General features: G+C 69.9%; 12 protein-coding genes, 2 tRNA genes and 1 pseudogene. 4 read left to right on the top strand and 11 right to left on the bottom strand.

Annotation, left to right across the window (positions count from 1 at the left end):
- Window positions 1-120: 120 nt before the first annotated feature.
- A complete protein-coding gene (locus IEZ04_RS30660; protein WP_189220241.1) occupies window positions 121-654 on the bottom strand; it encodes a peptidylprolyl isomerase in 534 nt (177 codons plus the stop codon).
- Between the two features lie 469 nt (window positions 655-1,123).
- Between IEZ04_RS30660 and IEZ04_RS30655 the strand changes: the two genes are divergently transcribed.
- On the top strand, window positions 1,124-1,825 hold the full coding sequence (locus IEZ04_RS30655; RefSeq protein WP_189220240.1) for a DUF5324 family protein: 702 nt from the start codon (window positions 1,124-1,126) through the stop codon (window positions 1,823-1,825).
- 364 nt (window positions 1,826-2,189) lie between these two features.
- Here the strand turns inward: IEZ04_RS30655 and IEZ04_RS30650 are convergent.
- Window positions 2,190-2,262 (bottom strand) — tRNA-Ala (locus IEZ04_RS30650).
- A gap of 181 nt (window positions 2,263-2,443) precedes the next feature.
- Here IEZ04_RS30650 and IEZ04_RS30645 point away from each other — a divergent pair.
- A complete protein-coding gene (locus tag IEZ04_RS30645) occupies window positions 2,444-2,992 on the top strand; it encodes a helix-turn-helix domain-containing protein (protein WP_189220239.1) in 549 nt (182 codons plus the stop codon).
- A gap of 243 nt (window positions 2,993-3,235) precedes the next feature.
- Window positions 3,236-4,963: a serine/threonine-protein kinase gene (locus IEZ04_RS30640; protein WP_189220238.1), complete on the top strand. Its 1,728-nt coding sequence runs from the start codon at window positions 3,236-3,238 to the stop codon at window positions 4,961-4,963.
- Between the two features lie 12 nt (window positions 4,964-4,975).
- Here IEZ04_RS30640 and IEZ04_RS30635 read toward each other — a convergent pair whose 3' ends face one another.
- Both IEZ04_RS30635 and IEZ04_RS35390 read right to left on the bottom strand, forming a co-directional pair.
- A complete protein-coding gene (locus tag IEZ04_RS30635) occupies window positions 4,976-6,382 on the bottom strand; it encodes a hypothetical protein (RefSeq protein ID WP_189220237.1) in 1,407 nt (468 codons plus the stop codon).
- Window positions 6,383-6,567: 185 nt separating this feature from the next.
- Entirely contained in the window at window positions 6,568-6,696 is a 129-nt protein-coding gene (locus IEZ04_RS35390; RefSeq protein WP_003999697.1) for a DLW-39 family protein, read from the bottom strand.
- A 257-nt stretch (window positions 6,697-6,953) separates the two neighbouring features.
- Here IEZ04_RS35390 and IEZ04_RS30625 point away from each other — a divergent pair, with 257 nt between their 5' ends.
- The gene (locus IEZ04_RS30625; RefSeq protein ID WP_189220236.1) at window positions 6,954-7,301 is read left to right on the top strand and encodes a DUF6344 domain-containing protein; all 348 of its coding nucleotides are present in this window, start codon (window positions 6,954-6,956) and stop codon (window positions 7,299-7,301) included.
- A 228-nt stretch (window positions 7,302-7,529) separates the two neighbouring features.
- Here the strand turns inward: IEZ04_RS30625 and IEZ04_RS30620 are convergent.
- The 7 genes and pseudogenes from IEZ04_RS30620 to IEZ04_RS30590 form a co-directional block, all read right to left on the bottom strand.
- Window positions 7,530-7,606: transfer RNA gene (locus IEZ04_RS30620), tRNA-Ile, on the bottom strand.
- A gap of 130 nt (window positions 7,607-7,736) precedes the next feature.
- Window positions 7,737-8,498, bottom strand: coding sequence for a DUF3566 domain-containing protein (locus tag IEZ04_RS30615; RefSeq protein WP_189220235.1), 762 nt, complete (start codon window positions 8,496-8,498; stop codon window positions 7,737-7,739).
- An 18-nt stretch (window positions 8,499-8,516) separates the two neighbouring features.
- Window positions 8,517-11,111 carry a DNA gyrase subunit A gene (gene gyrA, locus IEZ04_RS30610; protein WP_189220234.1) on the bottom strand — a complete coding sequence of 865 codons (2,595 nt, stop codon included), beginning with the start codon at window positions 11,109-11,111 and terminating at the stop codon, window positions 8,517-8,519.
- Between the two features lie 41 nt (window positions 11,112-11,152).
- Entirely contained in the window at window positions 11,153-13,216 is a 2,064-nt protein-coding gene (gene gyrB / locus IEZ04_RS30605; RefSeq protein WP_189220233.1) for a DNA topoisomerase (ATP-hydrolyzing) subunit B, read from the bottom strand.
- 435 nt (window positions 13,217-13,651) lie between these two features.
- Window positions 13,652-14,209, bottom strand: coding sequence for a DciA family protein (locus IEZ04_RS30600; protein ID WP_189220232.1), 558 nt, complete (start codon window positions 14,207-14,209; stop codon window positions 13,652-13,654).
- A complete protein-coding gene (gene recF, locus IEZ04_RS30595; RefSeq protein WP_189220231.1) occupies window positions 14,206-15,327 on the bottom strand; it encodes a DNA replication/repair protein RecF in 1,122 nt (373 codons plus the stop codon). Before recF ends, IEZ04_RS30600 begins: the two co-directional genes overlap by 4 nt.
- Before the next feature lie 146 nt (window positions 15,328-15,473).
- Window positions 15,474-15,754 (bottom strand): annotated as a pseudogene (locus IEZ04_RS30590) (6-phosphogluconate dehydrogenase); the annotation flags it as partial.

Here is a 15,754-nt window from a genome sequence, read left to right as displayed (position 1 = left end):
CACGGCGGGCGGTACGAGGCTCCGTCGGCGCAGCGCCGCGCCCCGCCCATCCTTACGGATGAGCGGGGCGAATGGTTCCCTTCGGACGCCGCGTCCTCCCGGGACACGGCCCGGAGCGGATCAGCCCTCGCGGGTCTCCACGACGACCGACTCGATGACCACGTCCTTGAGCGGACGGTCGGTGCGCGGGTTGGTCTGCGTGCCGGCGATGGCGTCCACGACCTTCTGGCTGGCCTCGTCCGTGACCTCGCCGAAGATGGTGTGCTTGCGGTTCAGCCAGGTCGTCGCGGAGACCGTGATGAAGAACTGCGAGCCGTTGGTGCCCGGGCCGGCGTTGGCCATGGCCAGCAGGTAGGGCTTGTCGAAGCCGAGGTCCGGGTGGAACTCGTCCTCGAACTTGTAGCCGGGGCCGCCGGTGCCGTTGCCCAGCGGGTCACCGCCCTGGATCATGAAGCCGCTGATCACCCGGTGGAAGACCGTGCCGTCGTAGAGCTTGTCCGTGGACTTCTGCCCGGTGGCCGGGTTGACCCACTCACGCTCGCCCTGGGCGAGCTCGACGAAGTTACGAACCGTCTTGGGCGCGTGGTTCGGCAGCAGCCGTACCTCGATGTCGCCGTGGTTGGTCTTCAGGGTGGCGTAAAGCTGCTCAGCCACGATCTGCCTTCCGTTGTCCTCTGTGACTCCCCGATCCTCGCACGGACCGCGCCGTGCGTCGCCCGGCCACCACATCCGGGCGAACATCCGGGGCGCCTGCTTACGGTTCCGGCGCCCTTCTTCACGGCTCACCGTTCCCGCTCCATGAAAACCGGTCGAGTGGGCCGGGAGAGCAGCGCGGCACGTCGATCCGTGGCATTGTCGTCGACAAGCGCCCGTTGCCCCGCATTCATCCGCTATCGCACGTGATCGTCTCCCAGGTCGGCTCCGCCGGGCTTCCCATCGACAGCACACGCGATCCATCGCATCGATCCACCTGTTCCACCCGATCCGCACCGGGGACCGTCGACCGGGGCCCCGGACGCCCACCCGGATGCCCGTTCTCGCATGCCCAAGTGCCTGCGGACAGGCATGATCCGTAAAAGGGTGGAAAGTCGAATTACCGTACGCCACCGAGGAGGAGGATCCCGTGACACGCAAAGACAGCGTGCGCGCAGCGGCCGAGTCGGCGAAGGACAGCGTGCGGCACGCCGCGGAAGTGGTGGCGCCCTACGCCGACACGGCCAAGGACAGGGCCGCTCACTACTCGCACGAAGCACGTGTGCGACTGGCACCCAAGGTGTCGCAGGCCGCGGAGCAGGCACGACTCCAGTACGGCGCCTATGTGGCCCCGCGTCTGGAGCAGGCCCGCGCGCATGTGCCGCCGAAGGTCGACTTCGTGGCCCACGAGGCCGCTGCCCGCACTCGCAAGGCGGCCCGCCAGGCCGCGGACTTCACCACCCCCCGTGTGGAACGTGCCGTGGCCGCGGCCGGACCCGTCCGGGAGGAGGCCGCGGCCCGTGGCTCCGCGGCCCTCGCCGCGCTGCGCGGACAGGTGTCGCCCAAGGAGATCCAGAAGCTCGTCCGCCGCCAGGAGCGGCGGGCCCGGGCCGCCCGTCTCACGAAGGGGATCGTCGTCCTGGGGATTCTGACGGGCGGTGCCATCGCCGCCTGGAAGTGGTGGGACAAGCAGGCCAACCCCGACTGGCTGGTCGAGCCCCCGGCCGCGACCGAGGTGCCCGACAGCGGCCGTCTCACCTCCGTGGACGGCAGCGGCCAGTCCGTCCTCGACCCCGAGGTCCAGGCCAAGGAGGCCGAGGAAGAGGCGGCGAAGCGGGACGACCGCTCCTGACCCGACAGATCTCCACGCTCGCGGCAGTACCTGCACTCAACAGCGCGGTGGGGCAGAAGACTTGGTGTCTTCTGCCCCACCGCGCTGTTTCACGTGAAACGGACCACCCGAGCCGGACGCACAAACACGATTACGGATCGTGAACAACCTCTTCCGCCCGCACTCACATCTGTGACCCGACGCACACTTTTCGCAGATGCGTACACCGCACGACACGCCTCCCGCTTCGCCGCCGGACACCACCGGCTTCCCCGGCATCCGCACAGATCGCGATCGCGATGACGGATCGTCGCGGACGTCCCGCACACGCATGGAAAAACACCGGCCCGGTCGCCGAAGAGCGACCGGGCCGGTGTACGGACCGTGGAGCCTAGGGGAGTCGAACCCCTGACATCTGCCATGCAAAGACAGCGCTCTACCAACTGAGCTAAGGCCCCGGAAGGGAAGCGTCCGCCCGGAGTACCGCACGACCGGGGGCGCCGCAGACCAGAGTACCGGGTCACCCCCGGGATCTCGCAAAAAGATTGGGGGTCCCCGTGAACAACCACTCTCCGTAAGATGCACGTCGTGGTTCGCTACAGCGAACCACGGTTTTTGGGGAAGCGATGGGGAGACGCAATGGACGCCGCACAGCAGGAAGCGACCGCAAGAGCCCGGGAGCTGCAGCGGAACTGGTACGGGGAGCCGCTGGGGGCGCTCTTCCGTAGGCTCATCGAGGATCTGGGGCTCAACCAGGCACGCCTGGCGGGGATATTGGGCCTGTCCGCACCGATGCTGTCGCAGCTCATGAGCGGTCAGCGCGCCAAGATCGGCAACCCCGCGGTGGTCCAGCGGGTGCAGTTGCTGCAGGACCTCGCAGGGCAGGTCGCGGACGGCAGCGTGAGCGCCGCGGAGGCGACCCAGCGCATGGACGAGATCAAGAAGTCACAGGGGGGCTCGGTACTGAGCAACACGACGCAGACGACAACCAGTTCGGGGGCGCCCACCGTCAAGCGGGTGGTCCGTGAGATCCAGTCGTTGCTGCGCTCGGTGGCGGCCGCCGGAGACATCATCGACGCGGCGGACACCCTCGCCCCGACCCACCCGGAACTGGCAGAGTTCCTCCGGGTGTACGGCGCGGGCCGCACCTCCGACGCGGTGGCCCACTACCAGGCCCACCAGAGCTGAGCCGGCTCCCGGTCGCCGACAGGGGGGTCCGGCGGCCGGGAAAGCAACCGGACGCCCACGGCATAACAGCTCGCGGAGCTGGGGAGTGGGACACGACAGGCGGAAAAGCGAAGAACTGAAGAACGAGAACGCTGGGAACCCGAACGACCGGGCCGTCGCACCCGAGCCGGTCGAAGGGAGCCGTAGCGCTCGCCGAACGGCAACCAGCCGAGGAGGGACTGAAGGGGGGAGCGACGCACAGCCATGGGTGAGGTCTTCGCCGGCCGGTACGAACTGGTCGACCCGATCGGGCACGGAGGGGTGGGCGCCGTATGGCGTGCCTGGGACCACCGGCGGCGCCGCTACGTGGCCGCCAAGGTCCTCCAGCAGCGCGACGCGCATTCCTTGCTGCGCTTCGTACGGGAGCAGGCCCTGCGGATCGATCACCCGCACGTGCTCGCACCGACCAGCTGGGCCGCCGACGACGACCAGGTCCTGTTCACCATGCAACTGGTCGCGGGGGGCTCCCTGGTCAACCTGGTCAACGACTACGGCCCGCTGCCGCCCGCGTTCGTCTGCACCCTGCTCGACCAGCTCCTCTCCGGGCTCGCTGCCGTCCACAGCGAGGACGTCGTGCACCGGGACATCAAGCCCGCCAACGTCCTGCTGGAGGCCACCGGCACGGCCCGGCCGCATCTGCGCCTGTCCGACTTCGGTATCGCGATGCGCCTCGGCGAGCCCCGGCTGACCGAGACCAACTACGTGGTGGGCACCCCCGGTTACCTCGCTCCCGAGCAGATGATGGGCGCGGAGCCCGACTTCCCGGCCGACCTGTTCGCCGTGGGTCTGGTCGCCCTCTATCTCCTGGAGGGCGCCAAGCCCGACACCAGGTCGCTGATCGAGCACTTCGCGGCCCACGGCACACCGGGTCCGCCGAAGAACATCCCCGAGCCGCTGTGGCAGGTCGTGGCCACGCTCATCCAGCCCGACCCGCTGGCCCGCTTCCGGACCGCCACAGGAGCCCGCAAGGCGCTCGCCGCGGCCGCGGAACTCCTGCCGGAGCCGGACCCCGACGAGGACGAGACGGTCGAGGTCTTCGACCAACTGGGACCGCTGCCTGAGGGATTCGCCCCCGCGGGGCCGCTCAGAAGGGCTTCCGGCCTGGACACGGGCACCACCGGAGGCGCGCCGGTCCGCGCCACGGGCGGCACGACGAGCGGCGCCGACGGGCCCTCCGGCGCCGGTACGGGCACGGGCACCGGCACGGGCACGGGTCCGGCTGCAGGCGCGAGCACGGGAACAGGAACGGGCACGGGCACGGGCACCACCCCACCGGCCCTCCCGGCGACCCCCTTGCCCAGGCCCCCCGTCACACCGCCGCCCATGCCGAGCAGCGCGCCCCCGCCGACCGGCTCCCCCCACGGCTCCCTGTCCCCGTACGCCGCCCAGGGAGCCGTACGGCTGCCTCCCGCCACCGATCCCGGTCCTCCCGCCGTACCACCGCGGCCGGCGCGTGCCCCGGAGCCCTCGCGGCCGTCCACGATGTCGGACACGGGCAGCTTCCACCTGCCGCCACCTCTGCCCCAGGCCCAGTCACCGGTACCGGCACCCGACCCCCAGGAGCAACCCCGGCCCCACCTGGCCGCCGCCCGCACCCCGACGGCGCGTTCGAACCCGGCTCCCGCCTACGCTCCCCTGCACGCGGACTCCACCCACACGTTCTCCCCCCAGCCGCTCCCGCCCTTGGACCCGGTGAGCCCGGTGCCCCCGGTACGCCCCCAGGAGCCGAGCGCGGCGGTGCAGCGGCACGCCCACGCCGCCGGCGGTTCCGTCGGCGTTCCGTCCTCCGGCGTCCCGCGCCACTCGCGGCGCAGGCCGAAGAAGAAGGCGTCACGGCGCCGCCCCGGCCCGCCCGCCAAGGTGGCCGTCCCGGTCCTGCTCCTCGCCCTGCTCTGCTTCGCCGTGGGCTTCTGGGCCCTGGCCCGGCTCTGAGCTCCGGGCCGGCTAGGAAGCCGCGCGCCGCCGGGACACGAGCGCCCACAGCCCCAGCCACAGGACCAGCACGCTGCCGGTGCCGATGCCTCCCACGGCCAGCACCGTCAGGGCGGTGGTGTCGCTCCCCGGCCCCCGGTCGCCGCCCGACGCCGCCGCGCTGCCGCCGGGGCCGTTCCCCCCGCCGGAGTCCCTGGAGCCGCCCCCGCCCGCCGGTCCGCCGTTCTCCCCGTTCTCCGCGGCCTTCCGGTCCTCTGCCGTCACCGTGAACACACCCCGCGGCTCGGTGTCGGTGAGGTACTCGGGCGCCGCGTCCTGCGAGCCTTCCACCCGCACCCGCAGCGTCAGCCCGTACGGCCCGTCACCGACACGGTCGGCGACCGACGTCCCGAGGTGCACCGCGAGGTAGTACCAGCCGGCGAACCGCATGCCGCTCGTCCTGTCGTCGACGGCGAAGCGGTTCTCGTAGCGCACGGGAGGCAGCGGGTCCAGGGCGACGGACCGCTGGCGGCCGTCGTAGGGAGACGTCACGTCGTCCACGAGCGCCCGTACGGGGTTGTAGAGGGACACCACCGCCGCGTTGCCCGCGTAGCCGTCACCATCGCCGTCGGAGCTGCCCAGCTCGGCCGTGGCGTACACCTGCTGCCCCCAGTCCACGGGCACCCTGTAGTAGAGCGTCTGACCGGGCCTCAGGTCGCCCGTCTCCCGCCAGACGCCCTCGGCCACGGGGCTCGCCGAGGCGAAGCCCGTACCGCCCGTACGGGGCCTGCCGTCGCCCGTGACAGCCTCGGGGGTCGCGGAGCTCCAGCTCTCCGGAGCCGTACTCGCACCGGCCTTCCGCAAGGACGGTTCCGACACATGGGTGAGCTCGATCCCCCAGTCCCCCTCGTCGCTCCGCGTCCCCTCCGACGAGGTGACCGTCCTGACCCGCTCGACGAGCACGTAGTACGTCCCGGACGCCTGGCACATGTACGGATCACGGCCGACCTCGCGCACCACCCACGCGGTGACCGGGTGCGGGCTGCGCGTCGGGCCGAAGCGGGCCGTGTCGGACGAGCAACTGTGACCGTCGACGTCCTGCACCGTCACCTTGAGCCCGTCGGAGGAGGCAACCGTCGCTCCCGGTGCGGGAACGGCCGTGGCGGAGACGTAGGCGTTGGCCGCGCTGCCCAGTTCGAGCCGGTAGTAGAGCTTGCCGTCCGCTCCGACGGAGCTCCGGTACGTCGTTCCGGGGTCGAGCCGTGCGGCGCCCGTGGTGCTCGTCGCGCCCTCGATCGTACGGGCGTCCTCGGCGAAGGCGTACGGCCCCGGACCGGACGTACCGGCGGCTCCGGCGGACCCGGCCGGCGCGCCGACCGCGCACAGGAACACCGCAGTGGCCGCCGCCGCCCGCCACCGGAACGTACGCCTCCCCAACACGCGCCACCCCTCGTCGTAGCCCTGGATCCCGCCATCCTGCCCCGCCGGAAGGGGAAGCACCCGCTCGCCGCCGCGGACTGCCCGGATCACTCCCCTCCGCGGACCTGATCACTCCGGCCCGTACAACGCAAGACCCCGACCGCGCAGAAGGCGGTCGGGGTCTGCTTCGATGTAGGTGTCGCCACTCACGAACCCGTGGGCACGGAGTCAGTCGCCTCCGTCCACAGGTCCTGCTCGGCGCGGTCCGCCTGAATCTGGCGGTACACGAGGAGCCCGCCGATGGCGGCCAGTGCGACCAGGAGAAGCTTCTTCACCGCGCGACCTCGTCTTTCCTTGACGTAGGGGACTTCTGGCGCCCGACTATACACACCGATCGATATCGATCAGTGACCTGCGTCGGTGGCCAACTCCCCACTCGGATACCGCGCTGGAGGCGATCGACACCCATGCGCCCGTCCGGGTGGTGTTCATCTGAAGGTCGACACGCCACGGGCGTCGGTCCACCACTTCGCGATCCGCATACACATCATGAGGAAAGTACGCAAATCGCCCAACCCGAAAGTGAGGGATCGTGGCCCGGAACAAGGTCATGAGGCTGTGGACGGCCCTCGTCACCGCCTTCCTGTCGCTGTGCACCGCGCTCGGACTCATCACGACCACGGCGTCCGCCGCGGTACCCCAGGCCGAGTCAACGTGCAACAGCGCACCGGCGGAGACGGTACCCGCGACGATCTCGCGGCCCCCGTCCCGCGGCGGCTCGTTGCCTCCCACGATGAAACAGCGCATCCGCGCCGAGGCCCACGGCTCCTCACCGTCCTGCCGGCACCGCCCGACCACGGTCACCGCGGCGGCCACCAGCGACGTCACAGACCGCACGGAGGCCACGCCCTCCGCCCCGGCACCGGTCTTCCGGGAGTGACCCGCCCCGCTCCCCGCGCTCCTCGAATCCGCAGTGACGAAGTGACGTGACCGGGACCTGATCCGCACCGATCCCGCTCGCAAGGCGACTTGCGTACGCCGAATGCGAGAACCCCCGACCGTGACCGGTCGGGGGCAATCGTGCTGTGAGGTTCTGCGAGGTGCAATGAAGTGCAATGGAGCGCAATGGAGAGAACCCCCAGTCGTGTCCGACCGGGGGTTCTCTTGCTGGTGGGGCTAACAGGATTTGAACCTGTGGCCTCATCCTTATCAGGGATGCGCTCTAACCAACTGAGCTATAGCCCCGCCGCGCTTTGCGGTGTGTCCCGCGCGCTGACTCCTGAAGATTAGCGCACTACGAGGGCAGTCCCAAAATCGATGACCTCCGAGGGGTCCCCCGAGGCCGTACCGGCCCAGCCGCCCGATCGGTCGAGGCTCATTCGTCCTCGGCCAGCGTCAGTTCCACGCCGCCCACGAAGCCGGCGGACAGGTTGTAGATGAACGCGCCCAGAGTCGCGAGCGCCGTGGCGAGGACCACGTCGATGACCGCGATGATCGACGTGAAGATCAGAACGTTGGGGAGGGACAGGAACGACTGCAGGTCGAAACCGTTCGAATCGTTGGAGCCGGTCGCCTCGGAGATCGTGCCGCCGACCGTCGTGAAGACGCCCATCGCGTCCATGACCATCCAGAGGACGGCGGCCGCGACGATCGTGCAGATGCCGAGCGCGATGGAGAGCAGGAAGCTGACCTTCATCACCGACCATGGGTCGGCCTTGGCCACGCGCAGGCGTGCCTTGCGGGTACGCGGCATGGTGCGCGCGCCCGTGCGCGGGCGTCGCACGGCGCCCGCAGGAGCTCCCGTGGGGCCCGCCTGGCCCTCCGGTCCGGCTTCCGGTTCACCGATGCCGTCCTGGCCCTCCGGGGCCGTACGGTAGGCCTGCGGCGGGTGGTACGGCCCTGACTGCTGTCGTGACCGGCGCTTGCCGGGCAGCGGCGAGGCGAACTGGGTCGTGGGCCGGTCGACGGGAGCGGATCCCCCACCGGTCGCCTGCGCCTGCGTCTGCGGACCTCGGGTGTCCGTCACGGTTCCCCCCTGGGATCCCTCGGAGTCGTGAGAGGCAGTCGAGTCCGTGGCGGAGCCACGGTCGCCGTCCGTTTCCCTGCTGGTCGATCCGGCGCCCGTGGCTCCGCTCACGATGACTCACTCCTCGCGCTACTCGGCCGAGGACTGCCCGCCCTCGTCCGTGCCGGTGTCCGTGACGCCCTCGGCCGTCTCGTCCACGGCCTCGTCACCGTCGACCTCCTCGGCCTCGCGCCCGGCCTCGGCGTTGCGTGCGATGCCGACGACGGCGTCGCGCTTGCCAAGGTTGATCAGTTGGACGCCCATGGTGTCACGGCCGGTTTCCCTGACCTCGCTGACTCGCGTACGAATCACACCGCCGGACAGCGTGATGGCGAGGATCTCGTCGCTCTCCTCGACCACCAGCGCGCCGACGAGCGATCCGCGGTCCTCCACGATCTTGGCGGCCTTGATACCGAGGCCGCCGCGGCCCTGGACGCGGTACTCGTCGACAGCGGTCCGCTTCGCGTACCCGCCGTCCGTGGCAGTGAACACGAACGTACCGGGTCGGACAACATTCATCGAGAGCAGCTGGTCTCCCTCACGGAAGCTCATGCCCTTGACGCCCGAGGTGGCGCGGCCCATCGGACGCAGCGTTTCGTCGGTGGCCGTGAACCGGATCGACTGTGCCTTCTTGCTGATCAGAAGCAGATCGTCGTCTGCCGAGACGAGTTCGGCTCCGATCAGTTCGTCATCCGACCCGTCCTGCGTCTCGCGCAGGTTGATCGCGATCACGCCGCCGGAGCGAGGCGAATCGTAATCCTTCAGAGGCGTCTTCTTGACCAGACCGCCCTTCGTGGCGAGCACCAGGTACGGCGTGGCCTCGTAGTCGCGGATGGCGAGGATCTGCGCGATCGCCTCGTCCGGCTGGAAGGCGAGCAGGTTCGCGACGTGCTGCCCGCGCGCGTCCCGGCCGGCGTCGGGGAGCTCGTACGCCTTGGCCCGGTAGACGCGGCCCTTGTTGGTGAAGAACAGCAGCCAGTGGTGCGTCGTGGAGACGAAGAAGTGGTCGACGATGTCGTCTTCCTTCAGCTTCGCGCCGCGTACGCCCTTGCCGCCGCGCTTCTGGGCGCGGTAGTCGTCGGTCTTGGTGCGCTTGACGTAGCCGCCGCGCGTGACCGTGACGACGATGTCCTCCTCGGCGATGAGGTCCTCGATGGACATGTCGCCGTCGTAGGGCACCAGCTTGGTCTTGCGGTCGTCGCCGTACTTCTCGACGAGGGCCGCCAGTTCCTCGCTGACGATGCCGCGCTGGCGGACCGGCGAGGCGAGGATCTCGTTGTACTCGTTGATCTTCGCCTGGAGCTCGTCGTGCTCCTGGACGATCTTCTGGCGCTCCAGGGCGGCCAGCCGGCGCAGCTGCATCTCGAGGATGGCGTTGGCCTGGATCTCGTCGATGTCCAGGAGGTCCATCAGGCCGCCGCGCGCGACCTCGACGGTGTCGCTGCGCCGGATCAGCGCGATGACCTCGTCGATGGCGTCCAGGGCCTTCAGCAGGCCGCGCAGGATGTGCGCCCGCTCCTCGGCCTTGCGCAGCCGGAAGCGCGTACGGCGGACGATGACCTCGATCTGGTGCGTCACCCAGTGGCGGATGAACGCGTCCAGGGAGAGGGTGCGCGGCACGCCGTCGACCAGCGCCAGCATGTTGGCGCCGAAGTTCGTCTGCAGGTCGGTGTGCTTGTAGAGGTTGTTCAGGACGACCTTGGCGACCGCGTCCCGCTTGAGGACGATGACCAGGCGCTGGCCCGTACGGGACGAGGTCTCGTCGCGGACGTCCGCGATGCCGCCGATCTTGCCGTCCTTCACCAGGTCGGCGATCTTCTGCGCGAGGTTGTCCGGGTTGACCTGGTACGGGAGTTCCGTGACCACCAGGCACTGGCGGTTCTGGATCTCCTCCACCTCGACCACGGCCCGCATCGTGATGGAACCGCGGCCGGTGCGGTAGGCCTCCTCGATGCCCTTGCGCCCGACCACCAGGGCGCCGGTCGGGAAGTCGGGGCCCTTGATGCGCTCGATGAGCGCGTCGAGCAGCTCCTCGTGCGTGGCCTCGGGGTTCTCCAGGTACCACTGGGCGCCGGCCGCGACCTCGCGCAGGTTGTGCGGCGGGATGTTGGTCGCCATGCCGACCGCGATGCCCGCAGAGCCGTTGATCAGCAGGTTCGGGAAGCGGGCCGGCAGGACGGTCGGCTCCTGGGAGCGGCCGTCGTAGTTGTCCGTGAAGTCGACGGTCTCCTCGTCGATGTCACGGACCATCTCCATCGACAGCGGCGCCATCTTGCACTCGGTGTAGCGCATGGCCGCCGCCGGGTCGTTGCCCGGCGAGCCGAAGTTGCCGTTGGAGTCCACCAGCGGCATCCGCATCGACCACGGCTGCGCGAGGCGGACCAGCGCGTCGTAGATCGAGGAGTCGCCGTGCGGGTGGTAGTTGCCCATGACGTCGCCGACGACGCGGGCGCACTTGTAGAAGCCCTTCTCGGGCCGGTAGCCACCGTCGTACATGGCGTAGAGGACGCGGCGGTGGACGGGCTTGAGGCCGTCGCGTACGTCCGGCAGCGCGCGCGAGACGATGACGGACATCGCGTAGTCGAGGTACGAGCGCTGCATCTCCGTCTCGAGCCCGACGGGCTCGATGCGCAGCGTGGTGTCTCCGCCCTCTTCGGGCGTCACAGGGGTGTTGTCGTCGGCCATGGCCGGTGAAGATCCTTCCTGGAGCGGTCAGCGGGACCGACTCAGATGTCGAGGAAGCGGACGTCCTTGGCGTTGCGCTGGATGAACGCGCGGCGGGCCTCGACGTCCTCGCCCATGAGCACCGAGAACAGGTCGTCGGCCTGGGCGGCGTCGTCGAGCGTGACCTGGCCGAGGACGCGGTGGTCGACGTCCATGGTGGTGACGCGCAGCTCCTCGGCGTTCATCTCGCCGAGACCCTTGAAGCGCTGCACCGAGTCGTCCTTGATGCGCTTGCCGTTCTGCCGGCCCAGCTCGATCAGGGCGTCGCGCTCGCGGTCGGAGTACGCGTACTCGAAGTCGTCCTTGCCCCACTTGATCTTGTAGAGCGGGGGACGCGACAGGAACACGTGCCCGGCCTCGACCAGCGGCCGCATGAAGCGGAACAGGAAGGTCAGCAGCAGGGTGTTGATGTGCTGGCCGTCGACGTCGGCGTCCGCCATCAGGATGATCTTGTGGTAGCGGAGCTTCTCGATGTCGAAGTCCTCGTGGACCCCGGTGCCGAAGGCGGAGATCAGCGCCTGGATCTCCTGGTTCTGCAGGATCTTGTCGAGCCGCGCCTTCTCGACGTTCAGGATCTTGCCGCGGATCGGGAGGATCGCCTGGTACTCCGGGTTGCGGCCGGACTTGGCCGAGCCGCCGGCCGAGTCGCCCTCGACGATGAAGATCTCGCACTTGGTGGGGTCGTTCGACTGGCAGTCGGAGAGCTTGCCCGGCAGGGACGCGGTCTCCAGCAGGCCCTTGCGCCGCGTGAGGTCACGGGCCTTGCGGGCCGCCACGCGCGCGAAGGCGGCCTGGATGCCCTTGCGGATGATGTCCGCGGCCTCGTTCGGGTTGCGGTCCAGCCAGTCCGTGAGGTGCTCGTGGACGACCTTCTGCACGAAGGTCTTGGCCTCGGTGTTGCCCAGCTTGGTCTTGGTCTGACCCTCGAACTGGGGTTCCCCGAGCTTGACCGAGATGATCGCGGTCAGACCCTCGCGGATGTCGTCGCCGGTGAGGTTGTCGTCCTTCTCGCGCAGCAGCTTCTTGTCGCGCGCGTAACGGTTGATCAGACCGGTCAGCGCGGCCCGGAAGCCCTCCTCGTGCGTACCGCCCTCGTGGGTGTGGATGATGTTGGCGAAGGAGTACACGCCCTCGCTGTAGCCGCTGTTCCACTGCATCGCGACCTCGACGGACAGGTTCTTGTCCTTGTCCTCGGCCTCGATGGCGATCACGGAGGGGTGCACCACGTCCCCCTTGCGGGAGTTGAGGTACTTCACGAAGTCGACGATGCCGCCCTCGTAGTAGTACGAGACGCTCTTGACCTCGTGCTTCTCGTCCTCGCCCGCCTCGTCCGCCCCGGCCGTGGCCTTCGCCGACTCGCGCGCGTCGGTGAGGTTGATCCGCAGCCCCTTGTTCAGGAACGCCATCTCCTGGAAGCGCCGGGAGAGCGTCTCGAAGGAGTACTCCGTGGTCTCGAAGATGTCCGGGTCGGCCCAGAAGGTGACCGTGGTGCCGGTCTCCTCGGTGGCCTCGTGGCGCTCGAGAGGTGCGGTCGGAGCACCCCCCTTGTAGTCCTGCGTCCAGCGGTAGCCGTCCGTCCTGATCTCGACGGAGAGCTTGGTGGAGAGCGCGTTCACCACGGAGACGCCGACGCCGTGCAGACCACCGGAGACGGCGTAACCGCCGCCGCCGAACTTGCCGCCCGCGTGCAGCACGGTGAGCACGACCTCGACGGCCGGCTTCTTCTCGACCGGGTGGATGCCCACCGGGATGCCACGGCCGTTGTCGACGACCTTGACGCCGCCGTCGGCGAGGATCGTGACGTCGATGGTGTCCGCGTAACCGGCCAGGGCCTCGTCGACCGAGTTGTCGACGACCTCCTGCACCAGGTGGTGCAGACCGCGCTCACCGGTCGAGCCGATGTACATGCCGGGTCGCTTGCGGACCGCGTCCAGCCCTTCGAGGACGGTGATCGCGCTGGCGTCGTACGACGATGCGGCGACTCCTCCGTTGGAAGAGGCTGCCGCGCCGTCGGCGCCGGCGTCGGTGGACAGGATGTTCTCGTTGGGGTTGCCGGAATCGGCCACGAAGCGCCCTTTCTGGCACAGCGCAAGCCAGACTCCCGGCAGGTCTGCCGGAGCGGCTGCGGCATGTTGCGGTGGAAGCTTTTGTCAGCGTTGCACAGTGTTTCCGAAACGGTCCCCACGAATGGGGCTGGATTAGCTTCCAGTCTACCGGTAGCGCCGACAGTGATGGGGGTTTGCCGGTACCTGAGTCCGCATGTGCCGCCCTGAACCGGTCTCGCGCGACTCCCCATATGCGGAACGGGGCTCCAAGACGCTCACAGCGCCACTCAGCGCTTCGGGCCGTGATCCCATGGCTACCCCCGGGTCAGGTCGGTGTCCGCCCCCGGCTCCGCCGACTCAAACGGGTACGAAACGGCGGCCGGAAGCCCCACCGAGGGCTCGGCCGCCGTGACGTATTCCTCTGTGTGACTCCGGTCACCCTCGCGTGTCCCGGGGTCAGCCGTAGGTGTCCCCGGGCCCCGTGCTGCCCGGGGCGCGCAGCGGGCCGAAGCGCCGGGTGGGGCCGCCGGGGCCAAGCACCTTGATCACGGTCACCGTGCCGTGGCCGAGGTCCTCGTTGAGCCGGGCGACCAGCTGCGGGGCCAATAGGCGGAGGTTCGTCGCCCACGCCGTGGAGTCGCAGCGCACCGTCAGGACCCGGTCGTCCTCGTCGTACCGCTCCGGCTCGCAGTGCTTGGCCAGGTCCTCACCGACGATCTGGGGCCAGCGCCCCATCACACCGCCGACGGCGGCGGGGGCCTCCCAGCCGCGTTCGGTGATCAGACGGTTGATGGCGGAGCCGAGCGCCATGGGATCACGCCCGTCGGCACGCGCGCCGGAGCGCAACCCGCCGCCGCGCCTGGCCTGCCGCTTCTGCTGCGCGGCATCGCCACGCGCGCGTGCGGCCTCTTTCGCCGCCCTGAGCGCCACGCGCGCGAGGTCGACGCCGGACGGCTCGGGCGTCTTCCGTGCCGCGGGTCCGCTCGCCTCCGGGGCGGGTCCGTCGCCGCTCATGCGCGCTCCACCGTGCCGTCGGACACGGTGTACCGCGTCCCGGTCAGCACGTCCGGTACGTCGTCGTCCACCGCGGCGGTGACCAGGACCTGTTCCCCGGGGGCGACGATCTCCGCGAGCCGCTCCCGCCTGCGGGCGTCCAGCTCGGCGAAGACGTCGTCGAGGACGAGGACCGGCTCGTTGCCCTCGGCGCGCAGGAGGTCGTACGAGGCGAGGCGCAGCGCCAGGGCGTACGACCAGGACTCGCCGTGGGACGCGTAGCCCTTGGCCGGCAGCTGGCCGAGTTTGAGGGTCAGGTCGTCCCGGTGCGGTCCCACCAGGGTGACGCCCCGCTCGATCTCCTGCTTGCGGGCTTCCGCGAGGGCGGCCGTCAACTGCTCGAAGAGCGCCTCGCGCGTGTGGCCCTCGCCGGGCGCCGACGCCCTGTACTCGAGGGCGACCGGACCGCCGCCGGGCGCGAGCTGGTCGTACGCCTTGTCGGTGAGCGGCTGGAGCGCGGCCACCAGGTCCAGGCGCTGGGCGAGCAGTTCGGCACCCACGCGCGCGAGGTGCTGGTCCCACACGTCCAGGGTGGACAGGTCCATGGAGCGGCCGCCGTGGCGCCGGGCGAGCGCGGCGCTCTTCAGCAGCGTGTTGCGCTGCTTGAGGACGCGGTCGTAGTCGGAGCGCACGCCGGCCATGCGCGGGGAGCGCGCCGTGATCAGCTCGTCGAGGAAGCGCCGCCGCTCCCCTGGGTCGCCCTTGACCAGGGCGAGGTCTTCGGGCGCGAACAGTACGGTGCGCACGATGCCGAGTACGTCGCGCGGCTTGACCTGCGAGGACCTGTTGATGCGGGCGCGGTTGGACCTGCCCGGGTTGAGCTCCAGCTCGACGAGCTGCTGCCGCTCGCCCTGGCTGACCTGTGCCCGGATGTACGCGCGCTCGGCGCCCATGCGGACCAGAGGCGCGTCCGAGGCGACGCGGTGGCTGCCGAGGGTCGCCAGGTAGCCGACCGCCTCGACCAGATTCGTCTTCCCCTGCCCGTTCGGGCCCACGAACGCGGTGACGCCCGGGCCGAGCGGGACCTCGACCCGGGCGTACGACCGGAAGTCGGCCAGCGACAGATGCGTGACGTGCATGGTCGTGAGCCGACCTCCCCAATGTGGTGCTCAGGGCGTCCCCGGCTGCCGGGGCCCGCCGGGCTGCGGGTTCCTCCCCCGGTTGTCCACGACCTGTGGACAACCGGGTCACTCCTGAGGGCAGGATGCCACCCCCAGGGTGTGGACTACTTCTTCTCGACCGCGTGGCCGCCGAACTGGTTGCGCAGCGCGGCGATCATCTTCATCTGCGGGGAGTCCTCCTGGCGGGAGGTGAACCGGGCGAAAAGGGACGCGGTGATCGCGGGCAGCGGGACGGCGTTGTCGATGGCCGCCTCCACGGTCCAGCGGCCCTCGCCGGAGTCCGACGCATAGCCGCGCAGCTTGTCCAGGTGCTCGTCGTCGTCGAGGGCGTTGACCGCGAGGTCGAGCAGCCAGGAGCGGATGACGGTGCCCTCCTGCCAGGAGC

This window comes from Streptomyces ruber (genome assembly GCF_014648075.1).
Lineage (GTDB): Bacteria > Actinomycetota > Actinomycetes > Streptomycetales > Streptomycetaceae > Streptomyces > Streptomyces ruber.
The sequence above is the reverse complement of the archived record's forward strand: the minus strand, read 5'-3'. Positions and strand labels throughout refer to the sequence as shown.

Bases quoted from the DNA above. Each gene is read 5' to 3' on its own strand.
- IEZ04_RS30645 (WP_189220239.1), top strand. From the start codon at position 2,444: ATGGACGCCGCACAGCAGGAAGCGACCGCAAGAGCCCGGGAGCTGCAG.
- IEZ04_RS30640 (WP_189220238.1), top strand. From the start codon at position 3,236: ATGGGTGAGGTCTTCGCCGGCCGGTACGAACTGGTCGACCCGATCGGG.
- gyrA (WP_189220234.1), bottom strand. From the start codon at position 11,111: ATGGCCGACGACAACACCCCTGTGACGCCCGAAGAGGGCGGAGACACC.
- IEZ04_RS30600 (WP_189220232.1), bottom strand. From the start codon at position 14,209: ATGAGCGGCGACGGACCCGCCCCGGAGGCGAGCGGACCCGCGGCACGG.
- recF (WP_189220231.1), bottom strand. From the start codon at position 15,327: ATGCACGTCACGCATCTGTCGCTGGCCGACTTCCGGTCGTACGCCCGG.